This window comes from Pseudomonas donghuensis, from assembly GCF_000696345.2.
Classification (GTDB): Bacteria; Pseudomonadota; Gammaproteobacteria; order Pseudomonadales; family Pseudomonadaceae; genus Aquipseudomonas; species Aquipseudomonas donghuensis.
The window spans coordinates 2,241,445-2,264,568 of the sequence record NZ_CP071706.1; the positions used below are offsets into that span (position 1 = coordinate 2,241,445).

At 56.4% G+C, this 23,124-nt stretch carries 26 protein-coding genes and 1 pseudogene; 18 read left to right on the plus strand and 9 right to left on the minus strand.

Translation table 11 applies throughout. The features are described 5' to 3' along the window. The first annotated feature begins 7 nt into the window (after positions 1–7). From BV82_RS10315 to BV82_RS10360, 10 genes are all read left to right on the plus strand, one after another. Complete coding sequence (locus tag BV82_RS10315) at positions 8–1,174, plus strand: phage tail sheath subtilisin-like domain-containing protein (RefSeq protein WP_036994593.1); 1,167 nt, start codon at positions 8–10, stop codon at positions 1,172–1,174. A gap of 12 nt (positions 1,175–1,186) precedes the next feature. Continuing rightward, on the plus strand, positions 1,187–1,696 hold the full coding sequence (locus tag BV82_RS10320; RefSeq protein ID WP_036994594.1) for a phage major tail tube protein: 510 nt from the start codon (positions 1,187–1,189) through the stop codon (positions 1,694–1,696). A 12-nt stretch (positions 1,697–1,708) separates the two neighbouring features. Then, the gene (locus BV82_RS10325) at positions 1,709–2,011 is read left to right on the plus strand and encodes a phage tail assembly protein (protein WP_036994595.1); all 303 of its coding nucleotides are present in this window, start codon (positions 1,709–1,711) and stop codon (positions 2,009–2,011) included. Between the two features lie 134 nt (positions 2,012–2,145). Next, positions 2,146–4,893 carry a phage tail tape measure protein gene (locus BV82_RS10330; protein WP_036994597.1) on the plus strand — a complete coding sequence of 916 codons (2,748 nt, stop codon included), beginning with the start codon at positions 2,146–2,148 and terminating at the stop codon, positions 4,891–4,893. A 9-nt stretch (positions 4,894–4,902) separates the two neighbouring features. Further along, the gene (locus BV82_RS10335; protein ID WP_036994598.1) at positions 4,903–5,748 is read left to right on the plus strand and encodes a phage tail protein; all 846 of its coding nucleotides are present in this window, start codon (positions 4,903–4,905) and stop codon (positions 5,746–5,748) included. Further along, positions 5,723–5,929 carry a tail protein X gene (locus BV82_RS10340; RefSeq protein ID WP_036994599.1) on the plus strand — a complete coding sequence of 69 codons (207 nt, stop codon included), beginning with the start codon at positions 5,723–5,725 and terminating at the stop codon, positions 5,927–5,929. The genes BV82_RS10335 and BV82_RS10340 overlap by 26 nt, the downstream gene beginning before the upstream one ends. Positions 5,930–5,996: 67 nt before the next feature. Further along, on the plus strand, positions 5,997–7,052 hold the full coding sequence (locus BV82_RS10345; protein WP_036994600.1) for a phage late control D family protein: 1,056 nt from the start codon (positions 5,997–5,999) through the stop codon (positions 7,050–7,052). Positions 7,053–7,077: 25 nt separating this feature from the next. Continuing rightward, positions 7,078–7,629 (plus strand): glycoside hydrolase family 19 protein, encoded by a 552-nt coding sequence (locus tag BV82_RS10350; protein WP_036994601.1) that lies wholly within the window; start codon positions 7,078–7,080, stop codon positions 7,627–7,629. Continuing rightward, positions 7,626–8,141: a lysis system spanin subunit gene (locus tag BV82_RS10355; protein ID WP_036994602.1), complete on the plus strand. Its 516-nt coding sequence runs from the start codon at positions 7,626–7,628 to the stop codon at positions 8,139–8,141. Before BV82_RS10350 ends, BV82_RS10355 begins: the two co-directional genes overlap by 4 nt. Before the next feature lie 471 nt (positions 8,142–8,612). Then, positions 8,613–9,131, plus strand: coding sequence for a hypothetical protein (locus tag BV82_RS10360; RefSeq protein ID WP_036994603.1), 519 nt, complete (start codon positions 8,613–8,615; stop codon positions 9,129–9,131). Between the two features lie 527 nt (positions 9,132–9,658). Here the strand turns inward: BV82_RS10360 and BV82_RS10365 are convergent. Together BV82_RS10365 and BV82_RS10370 are read right to left on the minus strand one after the other, a co-directional pair. Continuing rightward, the gene (locus BV82_RS10365; RefSeq protein WP_051636732.1) at positions 9,659–10,375 is read right to left on the minus strand and encodes a hypothetical protein; all 717 of its coding nucleotides are present in this window, start codon (positions 10,373–10,375) and stop codon (positions 9,659–9,661) included. A 24-nt stretch (positions 10,376–10,399) separates the two neighbouring features. Then, positions 10,400–10,765 (minus strand): helix-turn-helix domain-containing protein, encoded by a 366-nt coding sequence (locus BV82_RS10370; RefSeq protein WP_223253843.1) that lies wholly within the window; start codon positions 10,763–10,765, stop codon positions 10,400–10,402. A 137-nt stretch (positions 10,766–10,902) separates the two neighbouring features. On the opposite strand from BV82_RS10370, the pseudogene BV82_RS26330 reads away from it, so the two are divergent. Further along, positions 10,903–11,086: pseudogene (locus BV82_RS26330) on the plus strand (DUF4113 domain-containing protein); the annotation flags it as partial. An 18-nt stretch (positions 11,087–11,104) separates the two neighbouring features. Here the strand turns inward: BV82_RS26330 and BV82_RS10375 are convergent. Beyond that, positions 11,105–11,791: a PP2C family protein-serine/threonine phosphatase gene (locus tag BV82_RS10375; protein ID WP_223253846.1), complete on the minus strand. Its 687-nt coding sequence runs from the start codon at positions 11,789–11,791 to the stop codon at positions 11,105–11,107. A gap of 8 nt (positions 11,792–11,799) precedes the next feature. After that, complete coding sequence (locus tag BV82_RS10380) at positions 11,800–13,116, minus strand: serine/threonine-protein kinase (RefSeq protein WP_081839634.1); 1,317 nt, start codon at positions 13,114–13,116, stop codon at positions 11,800–11,802. Between the two features lie 466 nt (positions 13,117–13,582). Between BV82_RS10380 and BV82_RS26335 the strand changes: the two genes are divergently transcribed. From BV82_RS26335 to BV82_RS10390, 3 genes are all read left to right on the plus strand, one after another. Continuing rightward, entirely contained in the window at positions 13,583–13,771 is a 189-nt protein-coding gene (locus BV82_RS26335; protein ID WP_036994606.1) for a hypothetical protein, read from the plus strand. A gap of 1,105 nt (positions 13,772–14,876) precedes the next feature. Continuing rightward, entirely contained in the window at positions 14,877–15,041 is a 165-nt protein-coding gene (locus BV82_RS10385) for a hypothetical protein (RefSeq protein WP_158491185.1), read from the plus strand. Between the two features lie 33 nt (positions 15,042–15,074). Beyond that, on the plus strand, positions 15,075–15,500 hold the full coding sequence (locus BV82_RS10390) for a hypothetical protein (RefSeq protein ID WP_036994610.1): 426 nt from the start codon (positions 15,075–15,077) through the stop codon (positions 15,498–15,500). A gap of 272 nt (positions 15,501–15,772) precedes the next feature. On the opposite strand, the gene BV82_RS10395 is transcribed toward BV82_RS10390, so the two are convergent. The 3 genes from BV82_RS10395 to BV82_RS10405 all read right to left on the minus strand — a co-directional run bounded on the left by BV82_RS10395 (position 15,773) and on the right by BV82_RS10405 (position 18,024). Beyond that, entirely contained in the window at positions 15,773–16,327 is a 555-nt protein-coding gene (locus BV82_RS10395) for a YdeI/OmpD-associated family protein (protein WP_036994611.1), read from the minus strand. A gap of 428 nt (positions 16,328–16,755) precedes the next feature. Continuing rightward, entirely contained in the window at positions 16,756–17,718 is a 963-nt protein-coding gene (locus BV82_RS26345) for a fimbrial protein (protein WP_081492839.1), read from the minus strand. Between the two features lie 165 nt (positions 17,719–17,883). Next, a complete protein-coding gene (locus BV82_RS10405; protein WP_215444974.1) occupies positions 17,884–18,024 on the minus strand; it encodes a hypothetical protein in 141 nt (46 codons plus the stop codon). Positions 18,025–19,090: 1,066 nt separating this feature from the next. Between BV82_RS10405 and BV82_RS10415 the strand changes: the two genes are divergently transcribed. Both BV82_RS10415 and BV82_RS10420 read left to right on the plus strand, forming a co-directional pair. Then, the gene (locus tag BV82_RS10415) at positions 19,091–19,660 is read left to right on the plus strand and encodes a DJ-1/PfpI family protein (protein WP_010225504.1); all 570 of its coding nucleotides are present in this window, start codon (positions 19,091–19,093) and stop codon (positions 19,658–19,660) included. 219 nt (positions 19,661–19,879) lie between these two features. Next, entirely contained in the window at positions 19,880–20,212 is a 333-nt protein-coding gene (locus BV82_RS10420; RefSeq protein ID WP_051636734.1) for a hypothetical protein, read from the plus strand. Positions 20,213–20,336: 124 nt separating this feature from the next. On the opposite strand, the gene BV82_RS26715 is transcribed toward BV82_RS10420, so the two are convergent. Then, complete coding sequence (locus BV82_RS26715) at positions 20,337–20,483, minus strand: YHYH domain-containing protein (protein WP_349628569.1); 147 nt, start codon at positions 20,481–20,483, stop codon at positions 20,337–20,339. 241 nt (positions 20,484–20,724) lie between these two features. Here BV82_RS26715 and BV82_RS10430 point away from each other — a divergent pair, with 241 nt between their 5' ends. Both BV82_RS10430 and BV82_RS10435 read left to right on the plus strand, forming a co-directional pair. Further along, complete coding sequence (locus BV82_RS10430) at positions 20,725–21,177, plus strand: hypothetical protein (RefSeq protein WP_081492838.1); 453 nt, start codon at positions 20,725–20,727, stop codon at positions 21,175–21,177. A gap of 877 nt (positions 21,178–22,054) precedes the next feature. Beyond that, positions 22,055–22,408: a hypothetical protein gene (locus tag BV82_RS10435; RefSeq protein WP_036994614.1), complete on the plus strand. Its 354-nt coding sequence runs from the start codon at positions 22,055–22,057 to the stop codon at positions 22,406–22,408. A 143-nt stretch (positions 22,409–22,551) separates the two neighbouring features. On the opposite strand, the gene BV82_RS10440 is transcribed toward BV82_RS10435, so the two are convergent. Next, a complete protein-coding gene (locus BV82_RS10440; RefSeq protein WP_036994615.1) occupies positions 22,552–22,857 on the minus strand; it encodes a hypothetical protein in 306 nt (101 codons plus the stop codon). Positions 22,858–23,124: the final 267 nt, after the last annotated feature.

A 23,124-nucleotide genomic window follows, 5' to 3' on the forward strand; every position in this document is an offset into this window, starting at 1 on the left:
TATGTCCATGAGTGGATTCTTTCACGGCGTTACCGTAACCAACGTCGACACCGGCGCGCGCACCATCGGCTTACCGTCGTCTTCGATCATTGGCCTGGTCGACACCTTTACCCCTGGCCCAGGCGCAACGGCCAAAGCCAACGACCTGGTGCTGATCACCAGTGAGCGCGAAGCGGTCGCCGCCTTCGGTCTCGACTCGGCGATCACTAAGGCCTGTAAGGCCGTCTACACCCGTGCCAAGGCGGTGATCGTCGCTTGTGGCGTGGCCAAGCTCGAGGACGCCGCCGCGCAGACCTCGGCGATTATTGGCGGTGTGCTGGTCGACGGTACCCGTACCGGCCTGCAGGCGCTGCTCGATGGCAAAAGCCGGTTCAACGCACAGCCGCGGCTGCTGGTAACGCCCAAGCACAGCGCGACCCAGGCCGTCGGTACCGCCCTGGTGGCCCTGGCGGACAAGCTGCGCGGCATCGCCATTATCGACGGGCCGAACACCACTGACGAGGCGGCTATTGCCTACGCCGAGAACTTCGGCGCCAAGCGCGCCTACTTGGTCGATCCGGGGGTCAAATACTGGGACACCGCTGCAGACGCCACGGTCGATGCCCCGGCCTCGGCCTGGGTCGCCGGCCTGTTCGCCTGGACCGACAGCGAGTACGGCTTCTGGGCTTCGCCGTCGAACAAGGAGTTCGTCGGTATCACCGGTACCGGCCGACCGATCGAGTTCCTCGACGGCGACGAAACCTGCCGGGCCAACCTGCTCAACAACGCCAACATCACCACCATCATCCGTGATGACGGCTACCGCCTGTGGGGTAACCGCACGCTGAGCAGTGATCCGAAGTGGGCGTTCGTCACCCGCGTGCGGACCATGGACATCGTCATGGACGCGATTCTGTACGGGCACAAATGGGCAGTCGACCGCTCGATCACCGCAACCTACGTCAAGGACGTGACCGAGGGCCTGCAGGCGTTCATGCGCGACCTCAAGGCCCAGGGCGCAATCATCAACTTTGAAGTCTTCGCTGACCCCGAGCTGAACACGGCCAGCCAGCTGGAGCAGGGCAAGGTGTATTGGAACATCCGCTTTACCGACGTGCCGCCCGCCGAAAACCCGAACTTTCGCGTCGAGGTCACCAACCAGTGGCTGACCGAAGTCCTCGACCAAAACGCCTAAGGAGGTGAACCCATGGCAATGATTCCCGAAACCCTGGCCAACCTGAACCTGTTCGTCGACGGCGTCAGCTTTCAAGGCGATGTGCCCAGCCTGACTCTGCCCAAGCTCACCCTGAAGATGGAAGAGCACCGCGCCGGCGGCATGGATATGGCCATCGAGCTGGACCAGGGGATGGAAAAGCAGGAGGCCGGTTTTGTTACTACCGGCGTGCGCCGCGAGTCGCTGAAGTTCTTCGGCCTGGCGGACGGCACCGCCTTTAACGGCACTTTCCGGGGGGCCTTCAAGGGCCTGAAAGGCCGGGTGACCCCGGTGGTGGTGACCCTGCGCGGTGCGCTGAAAGAGGTCGACATGGGCGACTGGAAGCCCGGCGATAAGGCCGAGATCAAGCACAACGTCGCGGTCACCTATTACAAGCTGGAGGTCGACGGTCGCCTGGTCTACGAGATCGATCCGCTTGGCATGAAACGCGTCATCAACGGTGTCGACCAGCTCGCCGCCCAACGTTCGGCCCTGGGCCTGTAAGGAGTACAACCGATGAGCAAGGTAACCAAAAACCCGGCCTGGATGGTGCTGCGTACCGATGGCGTGCAGATCACTCTGAGCAAACCGACCGAGGCCAATGGCCTGCAGGTCGACAAGCTGCACCTGCGGGCACCCACGGTGCGCGACGTGCGTACCGCCACTGCAGCCTCGGGCGGCGATGACGAACAGCGCGAGCTGGCCCTTTTCGCGTCGTTGGCTGAGGTCAGCACCAAGGACCTGGAGAGCCTGACCATCAAGGATTACAACCGCCTGCAGGCGGGCTATTTTCGCCTGGTGCAGGATGACGAGCTTTGACCCAGTAGTGCAGAAACAGGTGGCCAAGCGATTGGCCGCCGAGCTGCATTTTTCCGCCGCTGAACTCATGGCCATGTCTTTCAGTGACATGGTCTGGTGGCTCACGGACTGAGCCTGCGCAGAAGGGGTAGAGCATGGGAAGCAAGCTGTCACTTGGGCTTGTGATTGGCGGCGCCGTCAGCTCGACGATGCGGTCTGCTTTCACCGAAGTCCAAGGCCATATCAAGAAACTGGAGCAGCAGGGCAACAAGGCCAAGGTGCTCAAGAGCACCATCGGCGAGACGATCCGCCTGCGGGACGAATGGAAGCGAGCGCACGACAGCGGCTCGGCCTCGGCCACCGGGTTGCTGCGCAAGCTGGACCGTAACCTGGAAACCCTGCGCAAGCAGGGCGTGGCTGTAGGGCGGCTGAATCAGGAGTACCAGCGCTTAGGGCGTACGGCCAGGGCCACCGACCTCAAGGTCAAGGGGCATCAACAGATCGAGCAGGGCAAGGCAGGGCTCAAGTCGAGCGTTGGCCAGGCGGTGGTGGGTGTCGGTGCGGTGGCGATACCGACCAAGATCAGCGCGGACTATCAGGCGATCATCCGCGATATTGCGATCAAGGCTGATGTCGCCAACAAGCCGCAAGAAGCAGAGATGACCCGCACGGTCATTCAAACCGCCAATGACACTGGTATGGCGCGCAATGACGTCGCTGACCTGGTCAACCAGCTGGTCGGCGCGGGTATGGATTTAAACAAGGCTTTGGACTATGCCCCCGTCGCGGCCAAGTTCGCCATTGGCCAGGGTGCCAGCGGCGTCGACACGGCCAGCATGATCCAGGCGCTGCAGCAGAACGCCAAGATCACCGACCCCAAGGTCATGGAGCAGGCGCTGGAGGCCATTGCGCTGCAAGGGCAGGCGGGCAGCTTCGAGGCCGCCGACATGGCACGGTGGTTCCCGCAGCTCTTGGCGGGCATGGAGAAGAACGGCAGCACCGGCATGGATGCGGTCAGCTCTCTGGGCGCGATGCTCCAGGTGCAGATGAAGACCGCCGGTGGCTCGGACGAGGCCGCTAACAACCTGAAGAACTGGATGGAAAAGATCGGTTCGGGGGAGGTGGTCAAGGCATACAAGGATGCTGGCATTGATTATCAGGCGTCCCTGAACACCGGTATTCAAAAGGGCATGTCGACCCTGGAATCCAGCTTTGACCTGGCGATGAAGTACATCCAGGCCACTGACCCGGCCAAGGCCGCGAAAATGGCCGAGGCCCAGGCCAAGATCAGCAAGGAGACGGACCCCGAAAAGGCCAAGGCAATGCTCAACGCCCTGGAGCAGTCCCTGCGTACTGGCGATATTTTCGCTGACATGCAGGTCAAGGCGGCGCTCACGGCCTACGCGGCCAACCGTGGGCTGTATGACCAACTGAAGAAGGACTCGCAGAACGCGTCGGGCATTCTCGACAAGAACCTGGCCGAGCGTCGGCAGACGTCGTCGCAGATCTGGGCGGAGACATACCAGGCTGTCAACGATTCGATGCGCAGTATTGGTGATGCCATTCGGCCGATGACCGATGGTGTCGCCAAAGCGATCACTGCCACTGCTCAGGGGTTCACTGGGCTTTCGGATAACGCCAAGCCGTTGATCGCTGGTGTGGTAGCGCTGGGCGCAGGCTTTGTCGCGCTCAAGTCGGCCTTCAGCGCGTTCAAGTTCGGCAAGGGGTTGCTCAACGTTGCACGCGGCTCGTTGGGCGGCGGTACCGAAAAGGTGCAGAAAGTGTTTGTTACCAACGCCGAGGACGGTGGCGAGGATGACAAGCCCGCTGGCAAGCGCGATATCGCCATTGGTCTACTGGAAACAGGGCTCAAGGCTTTGGCGGGCGACAAAGGCGAAGGCGACGAGGCGGGGGAGGGCGGTGAAAGCAAGGAGTTCGACCCCATCGATACCGGCCTGAAGGTGCTCGACCTGTTTCGCGCAAGCAATGACGAAGACGGTGGCGGCGCTGAAGGGGGCGAAAGCAACGAGCCGCAGAAGGTCTTCGTGGTCAACGCCAGTGCAATCGGCGGAGGCGGTGCCGGTGAGGGTGGCAGATCGCGTCGTCGACGCGGTGGCTCGTCGCGCAGGCGCTCCGGGCAAGGTGGTGGGGGCGGTTCGGGTGGCGGTCGCAACGGCTCGCGGTCGGCTGCCCCCCGACCACCCCGCGTCCCAAGGCCACCCACCCCGGTGCCAGCTCCTGCAGCGGCGGGTGGCTTGATGACGCGCCTTGCGGGAACCGCTGGCAAGCTCAGTCCCGTCCTCAAGGCCACTAAGGCCGTGCCCGGCGCTGCAGTGCTGGACGCGGGTATCGGCATCATGAACACCTACCAGAACGCGACGACCCAGGATGAAAAGGCCGAGGGCTATGGCAGCGCAGCCGGTGGCCTGGCCGGGACGATGGCCGGTGCTGCCGCCGGTGCGGCCATTGGCTCGGTGGTGCCGGTCGTTGGCACGCTGATCGGTGGTGCTATTGGCGCGTTCCTGGGCGGGATGGGCGGAGAGAGCCTGGGCGGCATGTTGGGCAAATCATTCTTTGGTGAAGACAAGGAAGAGGCTGTCGCCAAACAGGATGGTCCCGACAAGGCGGCGGTGCCCGGCGATGCTGTGCGGGCCATGGCCGAGGCAACGCCGCCTCCGGCCGCGACAGCGGCTATTGCCAAGGTAGTAGAACCTGCCAAGCAGGCGCCGCAAAAGGTCGATCAGCAGTTTAGTTTCTCGCCGAGTGTGCAGTTGACCGTACAGGGCGATGTGAAGGACCCGGCTCAATTTGCTCGCGACCTGGACCCGCACCTGCGGCGGTTGTTCGATGAATACAGCCGTAATGCCGCGAACCGGCAGTTGTCCGACGAACCCCACGTATAAGGAGGTGCCATGCCTTACATGGAGCAAATGCAATCGGGGCTGAAGTCCCTGGTCGCGGCGGGAGAGGCTGGGCGGCGCAACTTGGATGGCATGCTGGGCCCGCTCAACGGCGCGATCAGCGACATGACCGGGGCGGCGTCCGAGCTGGAAAATATTCCGTTCATCGGTCCTGCCCTGGGCGAGAAGCTGCAGCGCACCATGCGCGGCATCAACGCTGCCCAGTCCAAGGTTGGCGAGGTCGCGGCCAAGTACGGCCAGGCCACTGCAGCGGCCGCCCAGATCCAGGAACGGATGGGCACACTCAAGGAGCAGGCGGGCAAAGCGGGTGCGGAAATCAATCGACTGGCCGGAAAGGTCAGCCCGTCCCTGGGCAACATCATGCCCACGGCTGCGCTGGCTCCGTCAACCACTCCGGCGGCCGAGGCCGTGAAGCCATTCCCGCACCTGCTGATCCTGCAGCCGCTGCAGACCAATGCACAGCCGTACTTCTTCAACCTCGACACCGCCGCGTTCGATGAACTGCGCCGGCAGACCGCGTTCCGTTGGGCGGGCCAGGAGCGCCTGAGCCGCAGCATTGCCCAGCAGGCCATCGGCCAGGGGGAGGACAAGCTCAGCCTCAAGGGCGCGATCTTCCCAGGGCACAAGGGTGGCCTCAAACAGCTCGACACCTTGCGCACTATCGGTCGGCGCCTGCAGCCGTTGAGCCTGACCACCGGGTACGGCGAAGTGCTGGGCAACTGGTGCCTGCTCAGCCTGGACGAAGAGCAGAGCAACCTGCTGGCAGGCGGGATCCCGCGTAAACAAACCTTCAGCCTGGAGTTCGTGAGCTATGGCGATGACATGCAGAACGTCTGACGGGGATCTGCTCGACACCCTCTGTCAGCACCACTACGGCCACCTCAATGGCGCAGTCGAGGCGGTGCTCAATGCAAACCAGGGGTTGGCCGACGAGCCGCAACCCTACCGTACCGGGGTATTGATCGTGCTGCCGGATCTGCCGACCACAACCGAGGCGCTGCTGCGGCTCTGGGATTGATCGGCTTTACCTTGTTACCAACGAAACCCCGCCCTGTGCGGGGTTTTGCATGTCTGGAGAGGGAATCATGCAACCAGTTTTTCGCCTTGTCGCTGACGGCAAGGACATTACCGCGTTGATCAATGACCGGCTGCTGATGCTGCGCACCACGGATAAACCCGCCATGGAGTCAGACGACTTCGAGCTACGCATTGATGACCGCGATCAAGCAGTGGCGTTGCCTACGCGCGGTGCTCACATCGAGGTGTTCCTGGGCTACGCGGGCCAGGCGCTCGCCCGGTTGGGACGGTACACCGTGGATGAGGTCGAGCTGTCCGGCCCGCCGGATTCCTTGGTCATACGCGGCAAGGCCAGCGACATGCGCGGTAGCGGCAAGACCACGCGCAGCGGCAGTTGGGAAGACGTGCCGCTGCAGCAGATTGTCCGCGACGTGGCCGCACGCAACGGGTGGCAGCCGGTGTGCCCGGTGACCACCAAGGTGCCACGCGTCGACCAGTTCAACGAGTCGGACTTCAACTTCATCACCCGCCTGGCCAAGCAGTACGACTGCACCGCCAAGGTCGGCGACGGCAAGTTGCTGGTATTGCCGCGCCAGGCCGGGAAAAGCGCGAGCGGCAAGGCCCTGGGCACGGTCACCATCACCCGGCATGACGTCAGCCGCTACCAGTTTCGCCTGGGTGACAAGTCGACCCAGAAGGCGGTGCAGGCCAAGCACCAGGACAAAAAGAGCGGGGAGTTGAAGGTGGTCGAACTGGGCAACGATGAGGTTCCCGACGGCCTGCCGCCGGTGCACACCGATCGACACATCTACCCGAACAAGAGCGCCGCCGAGCAAGCCGCAAAGGCCCGGTTGGCCGCGTTCAACCGCAGCACCGCCGGTGTGCGTCTGGAGATGCCCGGGCGGGCTGACTTGTTTGCCGAGCGGATGATCAGTGCCCAGGGCTTCAAGGGCGGTCTTGATGGCGAGTACTTGGTGGACTCGGTGGAGCAGGTGTTCACCCAGTCTGGCTGGAGCACCACGGTCGAGTGCAACGGCGGCAAGAAGGGCAAGGCCAAGGCCAAAGGCAAGAAAAAGAAAGAAACCAAGCCACTGAAAGTGGTCGAGCTGTCCCCATCGGCCTGACGTGGCCATTACTGGAGAACCACCTATGTCTATTACCGCGCAGCAGCTGCTGCAGATCCTTCCCAACGCCGGCAAACAAGCCGGCGTTTTTGTTCCTGGCCTCAATGCCACCATGGGCAAGTACGCCATCATCACGCGCCTGCGCATGGCCGCGTTCATTGCCCAGATCGGCCATGAGTCTGGCCAGCTGCGCTACGTCCGTGAGCTGGGTGGTGACACCTACCTGGCGAAGTACGACACCGGCAGGCTGGCCCAGCGCCTGGGCAACACGCCAGAGGCTGACGGCGACGGCCAGAAGTATCGCGGCCGTGGGCTGATTCAGGTCACTGGGCGTGCCAACTACCAAGCCTGCAGCGAAGCCCTGTTCGGCGACAGCAGATTGCTCAACACCCCTGAGCTGCTCGAGCAGCCGGTCTATGCCGCGATGTCGGCGGGCTGGTACTGGCAACGGGCGGGGCTCAACTCCCTGGCCGACAAGGGCGACTTTCTCGCCATCACCAAGAAAATCAACGGCGGTACCAACGGTCTGGCGGATCGTGAAGAGCTGTATGAGCGCGCCTTGAAGGTGCTGCAGTGAAGGGCCTGAATTGGCAACTGCTGGCCCTGGCGCTGCTGCTGGGGCTTGCCCTGGGCGGCGGTGCTGCCTGGGTCTGGCAGGCAAACAGCTACGAGAAGGCGCTGGCCCTGCAGAACACTGACCATCAGAGGGAGCGAGAAGACGCCGCGACCGCCGCGATCAATCGGCTCGGCCAGGAGCAAACCCAGCGTCGGTCGCTGGAGGATCGCCTGCAGGCGAATGATCAAACCCACTACCAGGAGCTGCTCGATGCCCAACAGACTCAGGCTCGCTTGCGTGACCGCCTTGCTACTGCTGATCTGCGGTTGTCAGTCCTACTCGATGCCACCGCCCAGGGTGGTGACTGTGGGGTGCCAGCCACCACCAGCGGCACCGGCGTGGTTCATGGCGCCGTTCGAGCCAACCTTGACCCAAGACATGCTCAACGAATTATCAGCATCACCGATCGAGGCGACAAAGGATTGATCGCCCTCAAGGCCTGTCAGGCCTACGTGCGCGCTATCACGCGCTGAAGTGAAAAGGAGCGGACCAGCAGGATGCGTCAACATCCAACTGGTCCGCCGAGCTCGCAGCCCCTTCCTGAGAGTCAAGCCGAGAAACCTGCTCCGTGCGTAAAGCGCGGCAGCCTAAAGCCTGTTTGTGTTTACAGTAAAAACCTGGCTGTTTTTTACCTATGGAAAGCTGCGTCCGTGGCTTGTCAAGTAGACCAAGAGCGATCTTCCTTAATTTCCTATTTCAGTTCACTAGCCTAGTAACTACGTAAGCGCCATTAAAAATAGATATTCTGTAATTATTGGCGATAAGAATGCCGTTATTAATAACAAATTAAATTTAATATTTTAGGTCGGAATTTCTAAGTGTTGACAAGAGGGTTTTTTCATTCTTTACTAGCAAGACGCATCCAAGGTTGGATTCGTATAAAATGGAGAAGTTCTTATTCGGGACTTCAGTACATATGGAAATGCGAAAATAGGGAAGTTATAATGTCTAAGATCGCCGAAGAACGATTTTCAAATCGAGACGCATCACCGGTAACTGAAATCTTCACCCTCTTCAATCAGAACAACATCAGGATTACGCTGGAACTGCCAACTGCAGTGCAGATTAATCTTAATCAGCATGTTGGCTACACTTGCGCCCCGGTTCTGCACAATGATAACGCAATTTTCCCCATCGACTCGGCGGAGTTCAGTGTCACACTTTCTGACGTGAAAAGTGACGGAGGCTCGCGTAACGTGATCGCGAACGTGGTGTGGTGGGACCCAATACGTATGAAGGCAAAACCGGCCATTACTTTCACGTGCGCACCGGTTAGTGCTGGCCAAAGTATCCAGTGTACCCCAAGCGATAAAGGGTACACTCAAATGCGGTGGGGCACCACGGTGTCGAACGGGGAAGGTAAGCAGAAATTAGAAAACTCCTTGGACCAACTCAAGATCTCTTACTCACCTGGTAATCCAAGTTCTGAGACTGTAGATGGGCCGGATATTACTATTGGCTAGCTGATCTGCCACTGCGGGGCCTAGAAGCACGGGCCTCGCGGTTGCGCATCGAGGAGAAACTTTCGGTCGCCTGGCTGCGGCTGGCCAGTATCTACGCGGAGAATCTCTCTTGGGTGGAATGCGCTGAGCGCTACGATTGAGCTCGTACCTTCCTCTACAAGGGCCTGCCGTACTGGCAACTCGCCGAGTAGGAGGTAGACTTCCCTTCGATAATTACCAGCGGATGGCCGATTCATACACCATTGTAAAATCGGGGTCATGGTCAGCATGCGTATCGTCACAAGTTAGTTAGGGTTTAAATCTTAGAGGGTGGTCGTAGTCAATCTTTTAAGTTGGGTCGTAATTAATCTTAAAGAACTATTTTGGGTTGTAGTTTGCGTTCGCAAATCAGCTTAGGATTTGGATCGTAAAAAATCGAAGAGGCCCCCCCTGAATCCCCCGTAGGCGTTACTCAGCCGTCAGCAACGGCGCACTTCGGTCACAGAGGAATCTCCGTTGGTCCCCGCGCTACTGGTTCATTCTTCCGCTTACTCGGGTTCTGCCAAGTCTACTTCAACGAAGCCCTGCTCATGGCAGGTCTCACAGTCTTCGCGCTGAGCGAACGAATCACAGCACGCCGGACAACATATGAATGGCGAGTATCTCACCCGGCCCCGCAACAGGCGGTACCGCGCCCACTCTTTCTCCTCAAACGCTTCCTGTGCCAGATCAATCAGTACGCGGTATGCATCAGGGTCATCAACACCCTGCAGCATCCTGCCTTCAATCATCCTCGCGGTCTCAACCAGGCGGTAGACCCCGCCGTCGGCACCAACCAGCTGCAGTCCCTGGATCACCCCCAGCTCGCCTGAGGTGCGCAGCACGACTCGAATTCGATCCGGCTCCTGGATCACCATGCCGTCGCAGCTGAATGCCTGCGTTCTGTTTTCCTTATAGTAGTTGCCCTGGCGGATGCAGCCGATTCGCCGGTGCCCATCCACCGGCACAACGTCGTAGGTGGATGCTCTGCAGTACAGATCATGGGCGAACTGCTCCTCCAGAGCAGCGCTGTAGGCTGCTTGGGCTTGCTCGGTTAAGTCGTGCACTTCCAGCGGGTCGAACAGCTCGAGAGCCTGCAGATCGGCGGTGGCCATTCGCATGACCTGCAGGTAGACCTCGGGGTTGCTCAGCCTTAGGTGCTCATTGCGCAGCGATCCGTTCCAGCGAGCCAGGGCTTCTGGCTTGCTCGGTGGCTTCTTGTTCACTGAGTGATTGCCCCTGGGTGAAGATCATTCGATCAAATGAAAGTCATCCCTGGTCCTAGGGCACGGTGTAGCGCCCCTTAAATTATCTCCCTTCATTGGTTGGTGCCCTGGCAGGAAAAACAATCCTTCTGCCTCCAGGGCGTAGGCGAGGGCCTGCATCGTGACGCGGCGCAGCCCGGCCCCTTTTTCCAGGCGCCTAATCGCACCAGGTGATACGCCCGAGCGGAATGCCAAAGCTTCAATGCTCCAGCCAAGCATCGTACGTGCTTCGGCGCAGTGATCACTGCGAAAGCCCAGTGGTAGGTTTTCCATAAGCCATTCCATGGTTGGTTTCTGTGTTTCATCCAGAGCCAATCGAATGGGTTGAATGTCGTCTTCGTCTGTAGGCATGGGTGCTCTCGCGTAGCTGTATATTTATACAGTTTAAGGCTTGGCGAAAGCGTGCGCAAAAAATGGTAGGCGTTGGCACGCTGAGGTCTGCGTACGGGCGTTGGGGGATTGATTTATTGGGGAAAATTTAGGGCAAAACTAGGCCGGCTGAGGCAAGCAGGGTGATGACGGTGCTGGATCAGATAAACGATCGCTGGGGCGGGGGAGGGATTTCGACCTGCTAGCGTACCTGCAGCCCCAGTTAGGGGCATGCGCCGAGAGATGATGGACGGTAACTCCACTACCCGACTTGCTCAGCTTTGGAGAGTCAGTTGTACATAGTCAGGACTTGCGCGCTATTTAAAACTCAATACCAATCAATGTGTAGTTGTCTTTTGGTGTGGCGCGCTGGACTTCATTGATTACACTTAGGCAGAATTTCTCTAGGTTGTTATTTTCGATTGATAAGGTGCATATTGTTTTTTTGGAAAGATCTGCATAGATGCCGTCTGATATTATCAATAACCTGTCTTTTGGCTCTATGTCAAATGTGAAATTTTGGCTTATCAAAGGCTTGTGAGTTCCAAGGGCGCTGGCCAATACATTTTTTCGCGGGTACAGCGCAGCATCTTCTTTGCTGATTTTTCCTTCAGCAACTAGTTTTGCTATCTCTGTATGATCTTTTGTTAATTGTTTTAGGCCTTTTCCACGGAGGATGTAAGCTCGCGAGTCCCCGCAATGAACGCCATTGATTCGTTGGCCGTCATAAATGATTGCGGTAAAAGTTGTTGCCATGCCAGAAAGGCTTGGCTCTTTTGTCGCAAGCTCAAGCAAATGCTTGTGGGCATGGACTAAGCTGTTTGTCGGGCTATCTCCAAGTGTGATATTTCTTACGAATTCTGATATCGCTTCCTGGGATGCCGTTTCTCCAGCATTGTTTCCGCCGACGCCATCAGCTACGCAAGCAACCAATTTATCATCAAGTCTATTTAGATAATATGAGTCTTGATTGGCGCTGCGAGGCCCCTTGTCGCTAAAAGAAAACATCTGCACGCTTAACAAACCTGGTTCAAAGTTGTGACGATTGTAGGGTGAAAATTATTTCGGCTGGTGTGTATGCTATCTTCGAGATGTGTGATCGCAGCACATGCTTGGCGGCCAAGTACTCTAAGTTCTAAGGCTAAGCGTCTTGCGAGCCCATCTTCCATTTGGGAGTTGCACAGAGCAGCGAATTTTCGCTCTACGTACCAGCGATTGTGGCTAGTTCCCATCAGAAGTAGGGCGACTAGAACATCAGCTTGGCAAGTTAAATCGGGAACCGCCATGAAGGCTTGGAGTCGATTCGCTATGCCGTCGCAGGAAGAGAAATCGAATGTACCACCACCCACCCATTGCGCATACATGATGCCAAGTCGAGCTGATTTATACTGGTCACGTGCGATGAGGTCGTTAATTCTATTGAGGGAAATTACTTGAAGAAGATTTTTAACGTCTTGAGATGGGTAGTTGTCTTCAATTTTATTTATGATTCGTTCCCAAGTTGCTAAATCAATTTCTTGCTCAGAACTTAGAAGGGTGATGAAGTCTGCAACTTGCGGTTCGGCCGCGGTAACGTTTATTTGGCCATGGGCAATTATGGCTTCTCGTAGGTCTGCTACAGAGCCGAATCTGCGTGAGGGTTCACGCCTAGTGCAGCACAGCATAATGTCAGAAAAAGGGCCGCTTTCCTTGATTTCAAAACATGGAATACGTGTGCCTTCGCCAAAGAGATCATGGAGAATACAGCCCACGGAATATATGTCAGATTGGGCAGATGCCATGCGAAGGTCGCCGACAATTTCGGGGGCGGTATAGTAGTCAGACCCCATTCGCATACCCGTTTGGGTTAGTACTGAAAGTTGAGTGTCCTTAACTGATATAAGTCCAAAGTCACTAATAACGTACCTGTCACCTTCGGTTGAGGAAATGCGCAATACATTCTGCGGCTTTAGGTCTCGGTGGGTTATATCAATCGAGTGAAGCTCTTCTAGGCCTGCAAGGATGTCCATAATCGCTTGCATAGCATTACCGTTTAAGCTTCGGTCATACTGGATATCTTGGTATAGGGATGCGGAGGCTAGAGGCATCAAAAATGAAGGAGGGTTGTCTGTAAGGTTAGATGAAAGTACGGGCATGATGTTTTTATGGTTTAGCGCAGCTTGTACTTGCGCCTCTCGTACGAAACGTCGTTTCACGTTATCCGTCAGCTCAAGCGGAAAATCTGCACCTTGGTTGATGCTGAATGTTTTTCTCGCATACTGATTGCCTTCAGTGTCTTGAACTAGATCAACATTTCCAAAACCGCCGCGTCCGATCTGACGAATAACTAACATGTTTCTTCCCTAGATTAAAATAATCGAAGAACTCCTATCTTGTATGCAAAGCTATCAGATCTGTCTGATCTGAGGAAGATCTGAAATGACGAAAAGGTAACGGAATTCGTTTACTGCCGTGATGTAGGCCCTAGAGCCTCAAGAAGACTGGGTTGGAGCAGTAATCGGCAAAGGCGGTGAAGCTCGCCAGGACGCCGTGAGATGCCCTCTTGCTAGCTCGCCCCGTGCTGCTGCACTTTAGAGGTTCGAAGTCCTCCGGGTGGGGTGTCACCCAGGAGAAATCATCAGTTCAATTAGAAATGAGTGGTACAAAAGTGGTACGAAAGACAAGGCAACATGCCTGTAGCCCTTGTTGTTAGGGTGGAGTGGGTAGAATTGCTCCAATCCATCATCGGGTCGATCAGACTGGCGCTAAACTGACTTCAGGCGAGCGGGAGGTCGGGCAGTGAAAAGAACACTGAAGGGTATGATCGAGGCGGGAGAGCCCTTGATTCAGCAAGCCATCGAGGCTCAGAGGCGCTTCCAAGTGGCGAGCGACGAAGGCCGTCCGGCCAAGGAGGTAGAACGTCTCCTGGCCGAAGCTGAATCACTGTTTCGTGCGGTTACGGATTATCAGCTACGTGCGCTAGGCGGGCCTTCGGATACCCTCCACTAATCGGTTAGAAGGGTTCCAAACGGCAGTCGCCTCCCTGGAGATTTCGGTGTGGCGCATCCCTCGAGACTTGAGTAAATCTGTTCCGCAACTGAAACCTGAGCCCTTGTGTAGCGGGGCTTTGCGCGGATTGAAAGCATGGCGGTTGCGGAAAACAAGTCTGCATAAGTGATTGATTTATATATAAAAATTAGCAGACTTGAAAACCGTCGATGGGCAACTATCCTAGAGTTCGAATCTCTACGCTTCCGCCATCTTCAAAGCCCTGATTAGTCAGGGCTTTTTGCGTTTCTGAGGGGCGGAAAATTGGGCCTTGGGAACACGCTTGGGAATATCGCTTCCAATTCGTTTTGGAATCACTTCCAAAACGCTCACTACTTTGAAGGCTTGGCGATGGCCCCAACTCGTCGATAGACGCGCTCTGTAATGTCGCCCTTGGTGTGTCCCAACAGCAGGCTGGCGTCCTCAATATCCTTGATTTCGGATGCCGCCTTCGGGCGGAATCGCGGAATTGGAACTGTGTGATTCGGGGTGCCAAGAGACTGTCGCCTTCCTCCAGAGCTGTCGATCTGGCCAGTACTCGAGCTTCGTCCCAGCGATTACGTCGCGTCGGTGCAGACATGCGCTTACCTCGCGCTCTGACAATCAAGTAGCTGGAACTGTGCTCCTGGTTCCGTGCGGCCATCTGCTTGATCAGCTTGCCCAGGCTGTTAGCTACGCCGTCCACCGAGAGCATGATGCGCAGCTTCTCGCGTGTCTTGTACTGCTGCATAACCAGATAACCGCCTCGATATCGTCCCTTCTCATCACCAGTACGTCCGCGGGGCGCTGGCCCGTCAGGTACGCCAAGTCCATGGCGTCTTTCAGTTCCGGTACTGCTTTCTTGTAGACCGCATTCCATACCGCGTCATTGGCGTAGAAGTCCTGAGGCGTCTCCTTGTTTTTGCGCACAGCTAGCGTGGCGGCTGACACGCACGGCGGGGGGCGGCGTTGCTACTGGTGACCGACTGGCCGAGCTAGCGCCTGGCGGTTACGGCGCAGTTGCCGGTCGGGCTGATCTCTGCCCAGCGTCTGCGGCCGGGATAAACGGCTACTGTCAGGCAAGTGTATGATGTACTTCAGCCTGGTCGAGCGCGACGCACAAGGAGATGGCTGGCATCTGACACCAAAACCTGCTGTCACCTATTCCACTGGCGGCGAGGTCAACGAATTCACCTACGGCAATGAACCGTTCCGCGACCCGGACTGCAAGCCGAGCTATCCACTGCCGTAGTCGACTGCACCCAAGCACAAGGATGTGGCTACCATGAACACCCGCAACCCCCTGATCAGCGTGCTGATCTACCCGCTCGCGCCAATTGCAGTGATCTATCTCACCCACGTGCTGTGCCGCGAGCTCTGGTTCGCAAGCTTCTACGTGCCTGGCGAGGATGGCGGCGAAGTGGAGCCGGCGATGGCCATGATTGGCATTCCGTTTCTATTGATCATCGGGGCATTGCTGTTGGGCGGCCTCACTGTGCTGAAAAGGTGGGGCGCCCCGCGCTGGCTGACCGCGCTGCTGCGAGTGCCGCTGGTGGGCATGGCGCTGCTGCTCTCGTTGATTGCGACCGTGTTCTTCATGGGCCAGCCGCTGGCGGTGTTCAGCCATTGGCAGGTGGCATCCGCGTGGTTGGCCTGGCTTGGGAGTGCGGGGGTGTTTATGGTGCAGCAGTGGGATCGATTGCGTAGCTGAAGCTCGCGAACGGGGCTGATCGCGTGTGCTTATCGAATGCTGCGAGGGCTGCGCCCTCATTTCGCGACACAGGACCGTTCCCGTTTCTGAAGTGCGAGCAACTGTTTTGCTGCAACTTCCAAAGCCCTCGCAAAATCCAGTGTGTTGCATCCACCGGTTGAAGCCACAACCCGCTGCAGACATTCATGACAATTAAGCTAAAAGGCCATTTTTAGCCGGTCCCGGTGAGCGATTTGAATGCATTATTGGGCGTATTCAACGGAATGTCCCATTTAACAATTTTCTGCCTCAGGCGCACGGAAGGCCTTACTGTAGTAGCCGGACGGGTCGAAACAGCAAACCTGCTTCTTACCGGATGCAAGCATATCGCAGGCATTACCAATTCGTTTTGCGCGCGTCTTAAGTTGCTTGGCTGAAGTGATCCAGTGTATCCAGTCTACTCGTGCGATGGTCGTTGTATTGTTCCAGACTGTACGAGCCTCAGGAGAGGCTGCCAGTGCCTCCTGAAAATCTGCTGGGATGTCGGGCTCGGGCTCCTTCTTCACAGGGGTTAGCGCTAGAGTCACGATATCCCCAACGGCCGCACCGGCGGCTTCGAGTAATTCTGTACTTACCTGCAACCAATGGCTCAGCTGACCATCCGGCTCAAGGGTTGCCTGGAAATGGTGCCCATTGATTGTGCCTTCAACAGTCGTCCTTCCTCGCCTTGGAAGCTGTTCACTCGCGTCTTTTGGCAGTACTACAAACGCCCAGGACGTATCATTATCAGGCGTTGCCGGACGAAGAAGCTTTGCTTTGAATCGGGATTTCACATCGATTGTTGTCATTGCAACGCCTCCGTTTAATACGCCAAGCTCAGCTGCGGTAAAGATTTAGTGCACGAGATCGACGCTACCTATTAGTTACTACTCTGTCCAGCGGCTGCTTATGGCCGGAACCAGACATTGGCGGTCGTCATTGATCTGGCGCGCTCTGCAGCTAAGAAGAAATGGCCGATGGCCTATACTGCTTTGATCAAATGGCCAGAGCGACAAAGCGTGAAGAGGACCCTGGTGGGAGTAATCTAGGCCGGCGAGCCGCTGATTCAGCAGGCCATCGATGCGCTGCGCCGCTATCCTGAAGCCCTGGATGCCGGTCAACCGGCAAAGGAAGTCGAGCGCCTGCGGCTGGAGGCTGAGTCGCTTTACCAGGCTGTCACCGAATACCAGCTGCGCGCCCTGAGTGGTTATAGCGAGACCCTTCATTGAGGGAGGCTTCAAAGGTAGCTCATGATGAAGGTCACACTCGAGTTTGCCGTGCCAGGTGTGAGTGATTCATTGGGTATTCGGTAGTAGGCCGCTTTGAGGGGGATCTGGAAGTTTCCACCACTGTTGCCGGTGCTGTCGGTGAAGACCTGACTCTTTTCGAGTTCAATGGGTTGACTATTTTCGTTGAATAGCTGAAGGCCAATCCCGCGAGCGATTGAGTCGGCGCTTAACTCAACAATTCCCGCTCGTGCATCAATAATGGAAGTGTTGGCTTTGAGCGTGTAATGGATCTTGTTAATCGCCTTTGGGCAGTCAATCAGGTTAATGTTGAAGGCGACCTTGGGCGTGTTTGCAGTGTCAAGGCTGCTGACGGTGTGATCAGTGCCCATATTGACCTGCACGTCCGGACTTTTGCAGGAGGCAGATTGATGGGTAATGGTTAAGTTAAGATAGAACTTGATAAGTTCCAGATCACCTTTCTTATAGGTGGCCAGTAGCCCGTTGATCGGTTTGGTATTGGTGGGAATATTACCTGTTTTTACCAAGCCGAGCGTATAGGTAGCACCCATGAGATATCGACTACCTGTTGTTGTTACAACGTTGTCGTCATAGGAGGGCAGGCCCTCGTTTTTATCCCCACTTTTAATGTACCAGGACAGTCCGGTCCCGGGCATCGCGAACAAGTAGCCCTTGGTGGTATGGGTGCTGAAGGACGGATTAGCAATAAGCCCCATATTGGTGTTGACGCTGCAGTCATATGAGGCTGTGTCGCCCACGCTGCCCATAGACTGTTCGTAGACAGTGGTGCCATCAGGTGTATCTCGGGGGATATCAAGTTTCATATCACTAAGTGAACTATTTAGTATAAGCGTCTTGAAATTTGATACTGGTGTGCAAATTGCGGCCATTGATGAAGTGCTGGCGCAGAGCAATAGGGTGAACAGCAGCCATGTTATGTTGTTGAGTGCCATTACTTGCCTGGCCTCTCAACAAATTCCCAATGGTAATCCGGGTTTTCAGCTTTGAGTTTGTTGGCTTCATCGCGAAGGGGAGTGCTTGCAGAAGTTTCGTGCTGCACGGTAGGCGCACAAGCAGAAATTGCAATAAGAATACTTGCAAGTAAAGTTGGTTTTAATTTATAATTGCTTGCTTGCTTGCTTGCTTGCTTGCTTGCTTGCTTGCTTGCTTGCTTGCTTGCTTGCTTGCTTGCTTGCTTGCTTGCTTGCTTGCTTGCTTGCTTGCTTGCTTTGCGTTAATTCCGAATTGTGTAAGTTCATTGCTAATTCGTACTAGTTCAAAATGGATAGGTGAAGCTACCTACGCCACCTCGAATTCGAAATCAGACGATTCTCATTTTTGCCACAAGCGCTAGGCCTTGGGCGGCATTCCTCCCCTGGTTGGCGAGCAACCATCTAGCCACTAGTTCTCAAGGTGGGGCTCTTTATGTTGGTGTCGTACAGGCTCCATCAGGCGCTCGGTTCTGCTGCTGATCGGTAATTGTCAGGCCTTGGGCGCTCGACTATCAGCGCCTGGATATTTGGTTCAGGGCCAGGCCCCGATGTTTTCCCGCAGCTGCTCGACGTGAAAATCACCGGCATGGCCCGGGTCGGAATGAACCTGACTGGGAGCGAGGAAGTGGACGGTGGCCGCTTTCTCACCTGCCTACCGGCAGGCTGAACGTGGATTAGTGGGTTACGCTGGAAAGCAGGCAACGCGCAAATGCAAACGGCCTCTCATCACGGGTGGATCAAAATGAAACTGATTTTGGTAGCGCTCGTTGTTGGTCTGTTGGCTTGGAAGCTTTCCCCTCAATTGCAATCCTTGACTGAGGTCCGGCTATCGCCTCCCACAGCAGCCTCTTCAGTTACGATTGCTCCGAAGCTTGTTTCACCGCCATTCAAATGCGATGGGCGCAAATATTGTTCCCAGATGCTCCTCGTGCAAAGAGGCCAAAAACTTTCTGCAAAATTGCCCAGGCATGGAGATGGACGGTGACTACGACGGAGTGCCCTGTGAGGCGCAGTGGTGCCGGTGACAACTCACCGATAGCTGGCATGTTGGTAGATATCGGTGAGTTGTCACCAGTGCTGAAGCCGGCGGAGGTTGGTGGGCCTAGAAGGGCGCAGCAGGAACATGTAGCGAGGCAGGGCGTTCAGTCTGGCCCAGTGCTCGCGGCCTGTTCCCTGTCGCTGGTCGGAGCAAGTTCGCAGGCGACATCGTCGCATATCTGCGTTGAGACCCTGCAGCCAAGACGACGTGATCGGCAAAGAGCTGCCTAAAACAAGCCTTGAAATCCGGTTGTTACCGCTTTATGTTCCCGGGATTCAAGGAGGACTCTGACAGATGGCACGCATAGGTTTGGTACTGACACCCGGTTTTGCTGATTGGGAATACGCTTTCATTGCAGGCACCGCATCACCGTTTTACGGAATCGACGTCCGCTTTTTTGCCCCAGCTCCGGGGCAGTTCTTCTCGCAGGGAGGGTTGGCCGTAACGGTGGATAGCAGTTTGGAACAATGCCTGGACTGGAAACCAGATGTTGTCGTCATCGTCGGAGGCATGGTCTGGGAGCAAGCAGAAGCGCCAGATATTGGAGACTTTCTTCGCGCTAGCCGACTCGCGGGGGCGACAATCGCTGGAATATGTGGCGCAACGCTGGCTCTGGCGAGGGCCGACCTCCTCAACACGACGCCTCACACCTCGAACAGCGCTGATTTCCTAAAACAGAAGGCTGCAAATTATAAAGGGGAGGCTCTGTATCACAGCTGTACAGGCGCTATGGTTGCAGACCGGATCATTACTGCACCAGGCCCTGCACCTGTTAGCTTCACCTGCGCAGTGTTTGAAGCTGCGGGGCTATCGCCAGAGGTTGTTCTACAGTTCAGATCAATGTTGGCCGCTGAACATGAGTAACCGTGTCGTCCCACAGCCGCAGCTCATGAGTACTCGGTGTGAGGACTGGTCCACCGGTTTACTTCTCGCAACTATCTAGGGCATGTGACATCAGCATCCGGGTCGAGGACTTCGCCGGATGCTTACGCAGATTTGTCGAGCCGCTAACCTGGCTAGTAAAGTTGCACCTCTCCCTTGGCACTTTCGCTAGCCGCTCTAAATCACCTGTGGACATAGCCCATGGCTCACTTGGATCACCTCGCCAACTACGTCAGTGCCATCTTGGGGTTGTCCTCGCCGCGCATCGCGCATCTTGAACATTCGAATCAAGAAACCTGGCTCGACCAGGGGTTCACCGTCAGCGCTGAGGAACACATCTATGCCTTCGATGACGGCGCACTCATCAAACGGCTCGCGGAGCAGGATAACTTTCCCGGCGACGCAGCCTGCGCTGAATGCTGGATTAGCTACGAAATCGTTCGCCAGCCGCTCGACAAAACGGTTAGCCCTTGCCACATCAGCTTTAACAGTGCCTGCCGGGAAGCCTATTGGCTCCGGTACTTCTACGCTTAGCATCCAAGTCTCTAGCAATACTGCGCAAGCTCTAGCCAAGCACGACACTGGGACTGCAGGGAAGATCCGGTCACCTCGGGTGAGTCAAGGTGGAGGCCCGGCAACTGCCGGGCTTTGCGGCTGATTAGTGGCAGTGGTAGCCGCCAGTTTTGTGGTTGGTGTGACAACCCTTGGCGTCGGTACCACCACTGTGCGCAAACGCAGCGACCGAAGAGAACGAAAGGACAGCGGCAATCACGAGAGAAACGACGTTCATCAGGCATGACTCCATGTGTATTTATTTGTAGTGGAATCTTCCACCACACACAGGTTATGGCCATTTGCCTTCATTCGACAAGCGCCTACGAAACCAGTTATGGGGTAGCCGATGAAAGGTAATCTTGTACCTCACAGACACAAGCGAGACCGAGCCCGCAGTAGCGGTGGCTGCATTTCGTCGGCAGGGCAAGAACTTAAGAGATCGTGGTCAGTCTTACCAGGTACTTAGTCCTACCTCTGGAGCCGTACAAAAAATGAAGAAAACCCTGGTGGCCGTTTTTGCCTGTGCATTTGTGATGGGGACGGCGGCGCTGTTGCCGGCCGATCTCTCTCCTATCGGCTCAGCTTACGCAAGGGGTGAAGGGGGTGGTGGTGGCCACGGCGGCGGCCACGGCGGTGGAAACGGAGGCGGCCACGGTGGCGGCATGGGTGCAGGAAATGGCAGCCATGGTGGTAAAAGTAACGGTGCCAGTTTTGGCGGCGATCATGCCGGTAAGGCGACACGTGATCACGGCGTGAGTGGTAACCGCTACGGTAGCGACCGCAATGACGATAATGGTCATGGCACTTCTACTTCCGGCATTGCTCATTCCAAGGACACCCGCGGTTTGTCCAAGTCAACTGCAATCTCCGCTACCACGCCGGGTGATCATAATGCTAAAGGGCTGAGCAACGCGGTCAGGTCGTCTTCCAAGAACGATCGTTGATACGATTCGCTGCAGCGTGTCCAAGGCCATTTGAGTACGCCGACGAAGCCCAGCCCCGTGCTGGGCTTTTTGCAATTGGCAGGCATGACAATCCCGGCGCAAGGCCGGGCTTGGCGCTGCGTCTCATCGAGCGCTGCGGGATGACAGACTGCATTCGATATCGATCGTAGTAGCGGTGTAACGCGTCAGCGAGTAACCAGCGGCTCCCCAGGGCGCATCCGAAAGCGCATAACGCTGAGCCGTGCTGCCGGACCCCACGGCAGGGTTAATCGATATTATTTGATTTGGAATATAAATTAGCTATCTTAAGAACAGAGTTGTATTTAAGTCTGCTTGAGAACTGCACATGCTGAAACGATCACTCTTTCTCCTTGCTTCTACATTTACATGTATGCCTGTTTTTGCTGCAGGGAGCCTCCAGGATGCCATTGGATCCAATATAATCGCTGCCGGAGAGGTTGAAGAGTATTTCTGCCCCGGGCTGGGGCTGTATGATTGCTCGGGTTGGCCAGCGAATCTTTATCGGTTCACGGGTCAGAACGTCTGCTTTACATCGAGCGAATCTTGCAACTTGGGCTGCTCTGCCTTATTGCTTGAAAAGGACGGGCTGCAGTCGATTCTTTTAGTGGGTGCAAGATACCGTGACAAGATTTCGCGCGCATCTGGGCAGGCCAAGGATTGTCCCAAAGACTTCACCCGGTAGGGTGTCTCCGCGCCACCTCTTCTTGAAATTTCCGCTTTGCGATCGCCTTCTCGATGAATTGAACGTGCGTTCTCGCCATCGGCCACCTCCTTCAATCCGCTCGGCGGCAATTGCAACACGCGGTATAACCCCTGCCGAGAACGCTTCTGCCAAAAATCATTACAGGGAAGGAAAATGAAGGCTTATAAAACCTGCTCAGCGCTGATCGCAACAGCGTTTCTGTTTTTACACGGCTGCGAGAACCCTGAGGGTCACATCTACCAAGCTAACCGTTGTGCGGTGGCCTATTCGATGGGGAGCAACGTCGACCCATCAGTCGTTACCAACGCTGCCCTCGAAACCGGGCAGTACATGCGAGCGCACGGTATCAATAAGAGCGCTGCAGAGCTAACCGCCATGACTGACAAGGTCAAGGATGAAATAATGGGCACCCCCGACGCTCCGTATAAGGGTTGGGAAGGCCGAGCCGATAGAATTTCAGAATCTGATTTTTGCAAAAAGTACCTGAGTAGCTTGCAAGCGCAATAGGTGCGCGGGCTGCCGGTGTTGTTCCATAGCATTGTACTACTGCTTTGTCAGGGGCCAGGCCTCCCGAAGGCTACCCTGGCTGCAGTAAATTTGAGCCATGAAAATGCCCGCGCTGAGCGGGCAATCGGAATGTTTGAATAGACTCAGGCGCCCGATTCAGGGTCGCTTGCAGGTACGCCGCGGGGTTCCTTGTTTTCATCCTGATCGTTCATCTGTGAGTCGGCGTCAGGCTGATCGGTGCGGCCCTTATTGACTGCTTGCGGACGCTCGGTTGGTTGCGAATGGTTGGTATGCATGTCAGAAAGCTCTTGCTCGACAGGTGTCTCATCATCCGGCGGCAGAGGGACCTCAGGCTCATCACGCCGGGAATCATGGCCGGTTTCGTTAGTGGTTGTTCGGGTTACGTTCTGCTTCGACCTGTTACCAGGTGCATTCTCGTCACTTTCCATGCGGGCTCTCCGTTCTGATGCGCGGGACATCCACGCTTAACATTCAGAGATGCTAAAGCCGTGAGGAGTGCCGCGCATTGGACGAATGGCGGCCAATGAAGACCCCGGCTTGGCGACCGGGTTTCTTTTGATCCTCACCAAAAGCGAAATGATCACGATGGACAAAACATGCCACCAGCCTTTCCCTGCTGCGCTTTCGTTGCACTCCTTGTATTGTTGGCCAAGGCCAGGAATTGCCTTCTGCTGCGGCCCTAGACAGCCCGCGCG

Excerpts from the sequence above, each read along its gene's own strand:
- BV82_RS10315 (WP_036994593.1), top strand. The coding sequence starts at position 8 with ATGAGTGGATTCTTTCACGGCGTTACCGTAACCAACGTCGACACCGGC.
- BV82_RS10320 (WP_036994594.1), top strand. The coding sequence starts at position 1,187 with ATGGCAATGATTCCCGAAACCCTGGCCAACCTGAACCTGTTCGTCGAC.
- BV82_RS10325 (WP_036994595.1), top strand. The coding sequence starts at position 1,709 with ATGAGCAAGGTAACCAAAAACCCGGCCTGGATGGTGCTGCGTACCGAT.
- BV82_RS10330 (WP_036994597.1), top strand. The coding sequence starts at position 2,146 with ATGGGAAGCAAGCTGTCACTTGGGCTTGTGATTGGCGGCGCCGTCAGC.
- BV82_RS10335 (WP_036994598.1), top strand. The coding sequence starts at position 4,903 with ATGCCTTACATGGAGCAAATGCAATCGGGGCTGAAGTCCCTGGTCGCG.
- BV82_RS10340 (WP_036994599.1), top strand. The coding sequence starts at position 5,723 with ATGGCGATGACATGCAGAACGTCTGACGGGGATCTGCTCGACACCCTC.
- BV82_RS10345 (WP_036994600.1), top strand. The coding sequence starts at position 5,997 with ATGCAACCAGTTTTTCGCCTTGTCGCTGACGGCAAGGACATTACCGCG.
- BV82_RS10350 (WP_036994601.1), top strand. The coding sequence starts at position 7,078 with ATGTCTATTACCGCGCAGCAGCTGCTGCAGATCCTTCCCAACGCCGGC.
- BV82_RS10360 (WP_036994603.1), top strand. The coding sequence starts at position 8,613 with ATGTCTAAGATCGCCGAAGAACGATTTTCAAATCGAGACGCATCACCG.
- BV82_RS10370 (WP_223253843.1), bottom strand. The coding sequence starts at position 10,765 with ATGCCTACAGACGAAGACGACATTCAACCCATTCGATTGGCTCTGGAT.
- BV82_RS10375 (WP_223253846.1), bottom strand. The coding sequence starts at position 11,791 with ATGTTTTCTTTTAGCGACAAGGGGCCTCGCAGCGCCAATCAAGACTCA.
- BV82_RS10380 (WP_081839634.1), bottom strand. The coding sequence starts at position 13,116 with ATGTTAGTTATTCGTCAGATCGGACGCGGCGGTTTTGGAAATGTTGAT.
- BV82_RS26335 (WP_036994606.1), top strand. The coding sequence starts at position 13,583 with ATGATCGAGGCGGGAGAGCCCTTGATTCAGCAAGCCATCGAGGCTCAG.
- BV82_RS10385 (WP_158491185.1), top strand. The coding sequence starts at position 14,877 with ATGATGTACTTCAGCCTGGTCGAGCGCGACGCACAAGGAGATGGCTGG.
- BV82_RS10390 (WP_036994610.1), top strand. The coding sequence starts at position 15,075 with ATGAACACCCGCAACCCCCTGATCAGCGTGCTGATCTACCCGCTCGCG.
- BV82_RS10395 (WP_036994611.1), bottom strand. The coding sequence starts at position 16,327 with ATGACAACAATCGATGTGAAATCCCGATTCAAAGCAAAGCTTCTTCGT.
- BV82_RS26345 (WP_081492839.1), bottom strand. The coding sequence starts at position 17,718 with ATGGCACTCAACAACATAACATGGCTGCTGTTCACCCTATTGCTCTGC.
- BV82_RS10405 (WP_215444974.1), bottom strand. The coding sequence starts at position 18,024 with ATGAACTTACACAATTCGGAATTAACGCAAAGCAAGCAAGCAAGCAAG.
- BV82_RS10415 (WP_010225504.1), top strand. The coding sequence starts at position 19,091 with ATGGCACGCATAGGTTTGGTACTGACACCCGGTTTTGCTGATTGGGAA.
- BV82_RS10420 (WP_051636734.1), top strand. The coding sequence starts at position 19,880 with ATGGCTCACTTGGATCACCTCGCCAACTACGTCAGTGCCATCTTGGGG.
- BV82_RS26715 (WP_349628569.1), bottom strand. The coding sequence starts at position 20,483 with ATGGAGTCATGCCTGATGAACGTCGTTTCTCTCGTGATTGCCGCTGTC.
- BV82_RS10430 (WP_081492838.1), top strand. The coding sequence starts at position 20,725 with ATGAAGAAAACCCTGGTGGCCGTTTTTGCCTGTGCATTTGTGATGGGG.
- BV82_RS10435 (WP_036994614.1), top strand. The coding sequence starts at position 22,055 with ATGAAGGCTTATAAAACCTGCTCAGCGCTGATCGCAACAGCGTTTCTG.
- BV82_RS10440 (WP_036994615.1), bottom strand. The coding sequence starts at position 22,857 with ATGGAAAGTGACGAGAATGCACCTGGTAACAGGTCGAAGCAGAACGTA.